Annotated in this window: 6 protein-coding genes; 1 reads left to right on the plus strand and 5 read right to left on the minus strand. The window is 74.3% G+C overall.

Annotated elements, in window-relative coordinates; all coding sequences use genetic code 11:
• Positions 1-37: 37 nt before the first annotated feature.
• The 3 genes from ACFXAM_RS37585 to ACFXAM_RS37595 all read right to left on the minus strand — a co-directional run bounded on the left by ACFXAM_RS37585 (position 38) and on the right by ACFXAM_RS37595 (position 2,481).
• Positions 38-1,093, minus strand: coding sequence for an SPFH domain-containing protein (locus ACFXAM_RS37585; RefSeq protein ID WP_380298308.1), 1,056 nt, complete (start codon positions 1,091-1,093; stop codon positions 38-40).
• A 10-nt stretch (positions 1,094-1,103) separates the two neighbouring features.
• Complete coding sequence (locus ACFXAM_RS37590) at positions 1,104-1,514, minus strand: NfeD family protein (RefSeq protein ID WP_380298316.1); 411 nt, start codon at positions 1,512-1,514, stop codon at positions 1,104-1,106.
• A gap of 175 nt (positions 1,515-1,689) precedes the next feature.
• Positions 1,690-2,481 (minus strand): ABC transporter ATP-binding protein, encoded by a 792-nt coding sequence (locus ACFXAM_RS37595; RefSeq protein ID WP_380298310.1) that lies wholly within the window; start codon positions 2,479-2,481, stop codon positions 1,690-1,692.
• 148 nt (positions 2,482-2,629) lie between these two features.
• On the opposite strand from ACFXAM_RS37595, the gene ACFXAM_RS37600 reads away from it, so the two are divergent.
• Entirely contained in the window at positions 2,630-3,433 is an 804-nt protein-coding gene (locus ACFXAM_RS37600; protein WP_380298312.1) for a hypothetical protein, read from the plus strand.
• Here the strand turns inward: ACFXAM_RS37600 and ACFXAM_RS37605 are convergent.
• Together ACFXAM_RS37605 and ACFXAM_RS37610 are read right to left on the minus strand one after the other, a co-directional pair.
• The gene (locus ACFXAM_RS37605; protein WP_380298314.1) at positions 3,430-4,080 is read right to left on the minus strand and encodes a response regulator; all 651 of its coding nucleotides are present in this window, start codon (positions 4,078-4,080) and stop codon (positions 3,430-3,432) included. The genes ACFXAM_RS37600 and ACFXAM_RS37605 overlap by 4 nt on opposite strands.
• Entirely contained in the window at positions 4,073-5,167 is a 1,095-nt protein-coding gene (locus ACFXAM_RS37610; protein WP_380298318.1) for a GAF domain-containing sensor histidine kinase, read from the minus strand. The genes ACFXAM_RS37605 and ACFXAM_RS37610 overlap by 8 nt, the downstream gene beginning before the upstream one ends.
• Positions 5,168-5,480: the final 313 nt, after the last annotated feature.

Genomic DNA, 5,480 nt, shown 5'->3' on the forward strand with positions numbered 1-5,480 from the left:
GGTATGGGGGCGGGCCCGCGGGCGTCGGACGGGCCGGTCACTCCGCGTCGGGCTTGCGGTACTCGCGGAGCGGGTCGATCCGGGGCCGCGCGGACCCCTTGGTGTCGGTGTCCAGCGGGCGCGGGCCGGCGGACGGGTCGATCGGGACCTGGGTGGCGGCCGGCGGGGCGGCCGGGGCGCTGGGGGCGGCCATCGCGCTGCCGTTGGCGCCGCCGCCGTTGCCGGTCAGGCCGGTGAACGCGCCGCCGAGGCCCTTGAGGGCGTCGCCGACCTCGCTGGGGATGATCCAGAGCTTGTTGGCGTCACCCTTGGCCAGCTCGGGCAGGGTCTGGAGGTACTGGTAGGCGAGCAGCTTCTGGTCGGCGTCGCCCTGGTGGATCGCCTCGAAGACGGTCCGGATGGCGGCGGCCTCACCGTCGGCGCGCAGCACCGCGGCCTGCGCCTCGCCCTCGGCCTTGAGGACCTCGGCCTGCTTCTCGCCCTCGGCGCGCAGGATCTGCGACTGCCGGTTGCCCTCGGCGGTGAGGATCGCGGCGCGCTTGTCCCGCTCGGCGCGCATCTGCTTCTCCATCGAGTCCTGGATGGAGGTCGGCGGCTCGATGGCCTTCAGCTCGACGCGGTTGACCCGGATGCCCCACTTGCCGGTGGCCTCGTCGAGCACCCCGCGCAGGCCCGCGTTGATGACCTCGCGGGAGGTGAGGGTGGATTCGAGGTCCATCGAGCCGATGATGTTGCGCAGCGTGGTGACGGTGAGCTGCTCGATCGCCTGGATGTAGCTGGCGACCTCGTAGGTGGCGGCCCGGGCGTCGGTGACCTGGTAGTAGATCACCGTGTCGATGTTGACGACCAGGTTGTCCTGGGTGATCACGGGCTGCGGCGGGAACGGCACGACCTGCTCGCGCAGGTCGATCCGGTTGCGGACGCGGTCGATGAACGGGACGACGATGTTCAGGCCGGCGTTGAGCGTCCGGGTGTAGCGGCCGAAGCGCTCCACGATCGCGGCGCTGGCCTGTGGGATGACCTGAATCGTCTTGATCAGCGCGATGAAGGCCACCACGACCAGGACGACCAGGACGATAAGGACGGGTTCCACGGACTCTCCCCTAGACGACCAGGGCGGTCGCGCCCTGGATTTCGACGACGTCGACCTGCTCCCCCGGCTGGTACACCTGCTCGGGGTGGAGCGCGCGGGCCGACCAGATCTCGCCGTTGAGCTTGATCCGGCCGCCCTCCGCGTCGACCCTTTCCGCGACGACCGCGGTGGCGCCCTTGAGCGCCTCGATGCCCATCTTGATCTGCGGGCCCTTCCGCAGTGCCCGGTAGGCGATGGGGCGGACGACGACCAGTTGCGCGACCGAGGCCGCGACGAAGGTCAGGACCTGCCAGACCGGGTCGGCGCCGAGCGCCGCGACGCCGGCCGCGACGAGCGCGCCGACGGCGAACATGGCGAGTTCCGGCATGGCCGTGATCACCAACGGTATGCCGAGGCCGACGGCGGCCAGGAGCCACCAGATCCAGCTGTCCACGTGTCCATCCTAGGGAGGGAAGGGCCTTCGAGGCGGTCAGTTCCCGCAGGTGGAGGGGCGGAAACCGGTCGCACGTGCGACCGGTTCCGGTTCGGGTGGGTTCAGCGGGGGTTCGGCGGGTCCGGCGGAGCCCCGCCGGACCCCGTGCCGGGCCCACGCGGTGTCAGCCGAGCGGCAGGCCCTGGGCGGACCAGCGGTCGCCGTGGCGCTCCAGGGTGAGCGGCAGGCCGAAGCACTTGGAGAGGTTGCGGGCCGTCAGCTCGGTGTCGATCGGGCCGGCGACCAGTACCTTGCCCTGACGGATCATCAGGACGTGGGTGAAGCCGGGCGCGATCTCCTCGACGTGGTGGGTGACCATGGCCATGGCCGGCGCGAACTCGTCCTGGGCCAGCGCGCCGAGGCGGCGGACGAGGTCCTCGCGGCCGCCGAGGTCGAGGCCGGCGGCGGGCTCGTCGAGCAGCAGCAGCTCGGGGTCGGTCATCAGGGCGCGGGCGATCAGGGTGCGCTTGCGCTCGCCCTCGGAGAGGGTGCCGAAGCGGCGGTCGGTCAGGCCGGCCATGCCGAGGCGGTCGAGCAGGGCGAGCGCGCGGGACTCGTCGGACTGCTCGTAGGTCTCCTGCCAGGTGACGGTCATGCCGTACGCGGCGGTGAGCACCGTCTGCAGGACGGTCTGCTCGGCGGGCAGCTTGTCGAACATCGCGGCGCCGGCCAGGCCGATCCGCGAGCGCAGCTCGAAGACGTCGACCTCGCCGAGCTTCTCGCCGAGGACGGTGACCTTGCCGGCGGTCGGGAAGAGGTACGAGGACGCGATCTGCAGCAGCGTGGTCTTGCCGGCGCCGTTCGGGCCGAGGATGACCCAGCGCTCTCCCTCGGAGATGGACCACGAGACCTGGTCGACCAGCGCGCGCCCCTCCCGGACCACGGAAACGTCCACCAGCTCCAGCACGTCGCTCATGCCTACGCCTTCCCCAAAAACAGATATCTCGGCCGTCGGTGCGGGCGGGCGGCCACTCCGGCGGCCGGTGGGCACGGAGTGGGTGCGCCGCACACGCATGGGCAAACCTACGCCACGCGGATGGCCGCCGATTCCGTAGGCTGGCCGGATGCTCGCCACTCCTGCCGACAATCCGTACGAAGAGCCCCGTTCGGGGCGGCTGGCCGCCTGGGGCAACGCCCTGCTGGCCGGTCTGGTGCCGCCCGACAACGCCGCCGCGGCGGTGCTGGGGGCCGACGAGAGCCATCGGGTGACCGGCCTTCCCGGCGACGGCCCGGACGAGCGGCACGGGCTCACCTGGGCGCTGGGCCGGCTGCGGGTGCTGGGCGTGAAGGGGCTGCGGCTGGCGCTGCCGTCGGCCGGGCACCCGCTCGGCCTGACCGGGCCGGCGCCGTTCAACGAGCGGGCGATGGCGGCCGGGGAGGCGGTGCTGGCGGTCGGCGTGCCGCTGGGGCTGGTGCCCGAGGTGGAGGTGTTCGGCCCGGCCGGGGACCGCTCGGCGATCGTGCTGTGGCGGTGTTCCGAGGTGAACGACGCGCCGCCGGCGGACGTGCCGTCGCTGCACGAGGCGGAGTTCGAGCTCGCGGACGGGCTGCGCCGGGCGACCGTGCTGCTGACGCAGCTGGACGTGGCGGGCGCCGGGCCGGAGGCGCTGCGGGCGCTGGAGGCGTACCGGCGGCGGGGGCACGACGAGCTGCTCGCGCCCGGGTACCCCCCGCGCGCGGTGCGGGTGCTGGAGTCGGCGCAGCAGGTGGCGGCGCTGCTGTCGATCGCCTCGGGCGGTCACGGCGCGGCGGTGAGCGCCTCGGAGATCGCGGCCCGGCAGGCGGCGCTGGCGCCGCTGTGGCGCACGGCCCGCCGGGCCCAGGTGGCGGCGTACAACGCGCTGGTGGACGAGCGGGAGCGGGGTTAGCGGGTCTCGCCGTTGCGGACGGCCCAGAGCGCGGCCTGGGTGCGGTCGGCGAGGTCCAGCTTCATCAGGATGTTGGAGACGTGGGTCTTCACCGTCTTCTCGGACAGGTGGAGGCTGCGGGCGATCTCCCGGTTGGAGCGGCCGTCGGAGATGTGGCCGAGCACCTCGCGCTCGCGCTCGGTGAGGGTGCCGCCGCGGCCTTGCGGGGGGCGCGGGCCGTCGTCGGCGAGCAGGGCCTCGGCGAGTTCCGGCTGGAGCAGGACGTGGCCGGCGTGGACCGAGCGGATCGCGCCGGCCAGCGCCTCCGGGTCGACGTCCTTGTAGACGTACCCGGCGGCGCCGGCCCGCAGGGCGGGGACCATGGTGCGGTGCTCGGTGAAGCTGGTGACGATCAGGATCCGGGCCCGGCTGCCCTCCTCCTTGAGGGTGCGCAGCGCCTCGATGCCGTCGACGCCGGGCATCTTGAGGTCCATCAGCACGACGTCGGGGTCGAGGGCGCGGGCCCGGTCGACGCCCTCGGCGCCGTCGGCGGCCTCGCCGACCACCTCGATGTCGTCCTGCACCTCCAGGAAGGTGCGCAGGCCGCGGCGGACCACCTGGTGGTCGTCGACCAGCAGGACGCGGATCGCGGGCGCGGTGTCAGGCACCGGGGACCTCCATCTCGACGACCGTGCCCTTTCCGGGGGCGGATTCCAGGGTGAGCCGGCCGCCGACGGCGGCGGCGCGGTCGCGCATCGAGACCAGTCCGAGGTGGCGGCCCGCCCGGCGGACCGACTCCGGGTCGAAGCCCCGGCCGTTGTCGCTGATCCGCAGCACGGCGCCGCGGGCGGGCGTGCCGGCCAGGGTGACGGTGACGCGGGCGGCGCCGGAGTGGCGCAGCGCGTTGTGCAGGGCCTCCTGGGCGACCCGCAGCAGGGCGGCCTCCTGGGCCTGCGGCAGGGCGCGGACCCGGTCGGCGGCGAAGGCGATGTCGGCGGTGTGGGCGCGGTCGAGGACCTGCACCTGGGAGGCGAGGGTGGCGCTCAGGCCGTCCTCCTCCAGCGCGGCGGGGCGCAGTTCGACGACGACGGCGCGCAGTTCGTCGGCGGCCTCGGCGGCGAGCCGGGCGACCTCGGCGAGTTCTTCGCGGGCGCGGGCCGGGTCGCGGTCGACGAGCTTGGCGGCGGCCTTGGCGGTCAGGCGCAGCGAGAAGAGCTTCTGCGAGACGGCGTCGTGCAGGTCGTGGGCGATCCGGGCGCGTTCGCCGGCCAGGGTGAGTTCGCGGCTGCGCTCGTAGAGGCGGGCGTTGGACAGGGCGAGGGCCGCGTGGGCGGCGAGTATCCGCAGGAGTTCCTCGTCGTGGTCGGTGAAGCCGCCGCCCGGTTTGTTGGCGAGGTAGATGACGCCGAGCACGGCGGGTTCGTCCTCGGCGTGGTCGGGGTCGACGATCGGCATGCCGAGGAAGGCGCCCAGGTCGGGGTGGGCGTCGGGCCAGCCGCCGAAGGAGGGGGCGTTGCGGACGTCGCCGAGCCGGACGGGGCCGCCCTCGTCGAACATCGCGGCGAGCACGCCGTGCTGGCGGGGCAGCGGGCCGATCGCCCTCCACTGCTCGTCGGTGACGCCGTCGACGACGAACTGGGCGAAGCCGCCGTGGTCGTCGGGGACGCCGAGGGCGGCGTACTCGGCGCCGAGCAGGCGGCGGGCGGAGGCGGTGATCCGGCGCAGGACCTCGCGCACCTCCAGGTGGCGGCTCATCGCGAGCAGGGCCTGGCTGACGGCCTCGATGCCGGCGAGGCAGGGTTCGCAGGCGGGCAGGGTGCCGTCGGGCGGCGGGCCGACCGGGATCCGGTCGGCGGGCGGCGGTCCGGCGTGCCGGTGGTCGCTTGGCACGGTGGGCATGACGCCAACCTACCGCTGTGCGCGGGGGCCGTGCGTCCGTCCCGGGCCCTACCGGGGGCCCGGGTCCGCAGACCTAGGGCTCGCCGTCGGACCCCCGGCCCGCCGGGGGCCGGGGAACGCCCGAGGGGCGGGCCTCCCCGCCTGGGGCGCGCCGCCCCTCGGGCGGACG

The organism is Kitasatospora sp. NPDC059462, from assembly GCF_042749955.1.
Lineage (GTDB): Bacteria > Actinomycetota > Actinomycetes > Streptomycetales > Streptomycetaceae > Kitasatospora.